This window comes from Acinetobacter sp. YH12098 (assembly GCF_013419235.1).
Lineage (GTDB): Bacteria > Pseudomonadota > Gammaproteobacteria > Pseudomonadales > Moraxellaceae > Acinetobacter > Acinetobacter amyesii.
This window is the reverse complement of record NZ_VPAO01000082.1, coordinates 1-2,561: the sequence shown is the minus strand read 5'-3', so window position 1 is coordinate 2,561 and position 2,561 is coordinate 1. Positions and strand designations below refer to the sequence as shown.

Below are 2,561 nucleotides of genomic sequence, written 5' to 3'. Positions count from 1 at the left end.
AATACTCAATCAACGGCATCTTTAGCTTTTTCCTAGATTTACAACCTCTAAAAGTCTACTTAGAGGGTTTTACTTATTCAATAACTCATTAATTTAAATGGTTTCTAACATCCAAATTTCGTATAACAGCCATTATGTTAAATAGACTCAAAATTAGTGGAAGTTTTGCGATAGTTACTCTATTGATTAGCATTCCAAGCTTTTAATAAACGCCAAATATTTCGATCTACAGCTTTCCAATCTTTTAATGATTCATAAGGCATTCTCCATTCTATATTCACGTTAGGATAGAGAGGTGTTTCAGATTTTGTGGTTATTACGATTTGGTCTGTAAGATTACGAGTAATTTTCATTAAAAATTCAGAATGGTATGGATCTGATGCATGACCTAAACAATGATAAGAAATATCAGAATCCAAATTTATTGAATAGCATTCTAAATCAAATTTTTTAAATGAATCTTCATATTTTACAAATTTATGTGATGTTAAATAGTTTATCCACTCTCTTGGTGTTCGTTTATATTTAAAAGATATGGGATCAAGTGTACTGAAATTTTGTAGATGTACTTTTACTTGATCTTGATAACTCCTATCATAAAAGTTATTAATTTTTATATTCTTAGCATTATTCAAAAGTAGATTAAATTGCATAGGCTTTTGAAAATCGGCAACGTTCTCAATTTTATCATCGTCATTTAGTATTTCTACTGTAGGAATGAAGTTAATAGAAAACTGCCCAAGAAAAGGGTTACTTAAAACTATGCCTTGCTCAATATTCTTTTTATCACCTACAACTGTTTTTATAATTAAATCCGATGAAATCCCCCAAGTCACTAAATCCCCTGATTTTGATATATCTTTATAATATTCGATATCCGATTTTTCTGATAAAGATTTAGACCTAGGTTCTGAAGAGTCAGTACATCCACATATAGCAGTGAAATGTATTAAAATAATAAAAGTTCTGATGGAATTCATAATGAAAGTCTTCTATTTATTAAATTTCCCTAAAATTAACATAATACACGTTATACGAAGTTGAAAAAGGGAGCTTAAAGCTCCCTTTTTTACTAGTTTTTTTTAAATTGCTAAGCGTAAATTCAGTGCTTTTACGACTTTAATAACAGTATCAAAGCTTGGATTTACATCGCCAGAAAGTGCTTTATAAAGACTTTCTCGACCTAAACCAGTGTCTCTTGATAATTGAGCCATTCCTTTAGCTTTAGCAATATTACCTAAAGCTTTTGCAATGAATGCCGCATCACCATTAGATTCATCGATACAGGCTTGTAGGTAAGCTTGCATATCTTCTTCTGTTTTAAGATGTTCAGCACTGTCCCATTTACGAAGTTTGATAGCCATTTACAGCTCCTCCTCTAAATCTTGTGCTAATTGTAGGGCAAGTTTTATATCTTTACTTTGCGTAGACTTGTCTCCGCCTGCTAAAAGAATAACGACCCTTTGCCCTTGCTTACAGTAATAGATCCTGTAGCCAGGTCCAAAGAAGAAACGTAATTCAGAAACACCTTCACCTACTGGTTCAGTATCTCCAAAGTTTCCATCTTCAACCCGATCAATTCGGACTTGTATACGTCTTTTTGCCTGCTGGTCTTTTAACTTAGTAAACCAGTCATCAAAGACTTCAGTGGTATATATTGAGTACATAAGAGTAATGTATCCTATAGGATACATTCATGCAAGAAATAAACTTGAATGTATGGGGCTACAACAGAATTTCGTATAACCGCCATTATGTTAAATGTATAACTTTATAAAGTGTTAATTTTAAAGTCTTCCAATGTTTTGCCTTTTTCTTCTAATAAATTATGAACAAACTCAGGCTCTAATTTCAGCATCAGTTCAATAGCATCATGGATTTTCCAAAATTGTAATTCAGGATGATCTATTATTTGGATTAAATGGTTTTTAATTAAAGGAATATATTCATCGTATTTTTCATCATCAATTAACCAAAATAAGCGACTAATATCAAATGGTTCTGTATTAGATATTTCTATAATCTTTTGTATAGGATGAAATATTTTTATTCTAGCCTGCTCACCAAATCCTAGATCAGCTTGGAATGCCCAATAACGAACAAAAGCGCTAAGTACATGCTGAAGTGTATCATCATAACCATGTAAACGATGATCTATATAACCATCTAATTTATTTTCATTTAATAAATTTACTAATGCATCAAAACCAGAGGATTGTCCCCAATTAGTCAGAAGTTTTGCTGCCTTAAATACAATATTTTCATCAGAAGAATTTAATAAATTTATGACTTGTTCTATACGATCTTCAGGAATATCTTCTGGATCTAAATCTGTTGCATCACATGCGTAATCTGCATGAGTAGGAACGTCATGCAGTAATACAGAAATTTCTTTATTCATTAAGTCACTCATTAATAATTATCTTAAGATTTCCTAAAATTAACATAATACACCTTATACGAAATGCGTTATAATTATCTATAGAAATCAATGCTGTAGTTTCTAGTTGATAGCCCGAACATCCCTGTTCGGGCTTTTTTTATGATTTTTCACGTTCCAC

4 protein-coding genes are annotated in these 2,561 nt (G+C 31.4%); all 4 read right to left on the bottom strand.

All coding sequences use genetic code 11. From position 1 onward, the window contains the following. Positions 1 to 179: 179 nt before the first annotated feature. The 4 genes from FTU38_RS16535 to FTU38_RS16520 all read right to left on the bottom strand — a co-directional run bounded on the left by FTU38_RS16535 (position 180) and on the right by FTU38_RS16520 (position 2,401). Positions 180 to 980 carry a hypothetical protein gene (locus FTU38_RS16535; protein WP_100329924.1) on the bottom strand — a complete coding sequence of 267 codons (801 nt, stop codon included), beginning with the start codon at positions 978 to 980 and terminating at the stop codon, positions 180 to 182. Between the two features lie 102 nt (positions 981 to 1,082). Continuing rightward, a complete protein-coding gene (locus FTU38_RS16530) occupies positions 1,083 to 1,364 on the bottom strand; it encodes an addiction module antidote protein (RefSeq protein ID WP_000985610.1) in 282 nt (93 codons plus the stop codon). Beyond that, the gene (locus FTU38_RS16525) at positions 1,365 to 1,667 is read right to left on the bottom strand and encodes a type II toxin-antitoxin system RelE/ParE family toxin (RefSeq protein WP_000286964.1); all 303 of its coding nucleotides are present in this window, start codon (positions 1,665 to 1,667) and stop codon (positions 1,365 to 1,367) included. A gap of 104 nt (positions 1,668 to 1,771) precedes the next feature. Then, positions 1,772 to 2,401 carry a hypothetical protein gene (locus FTU38_RS16520; RefSeq protein ID WP_005173627.1) on the bottom strand — a complete coding sequence of 210 codons (630 nt, stop codon included), beginning with the start codon at positions 2,399 to 2,401 and terminating at the stop codon, positions 1,772 to 1,774. Positions 2,402 to 2,561: the final 160 nt, after the last annotated feature.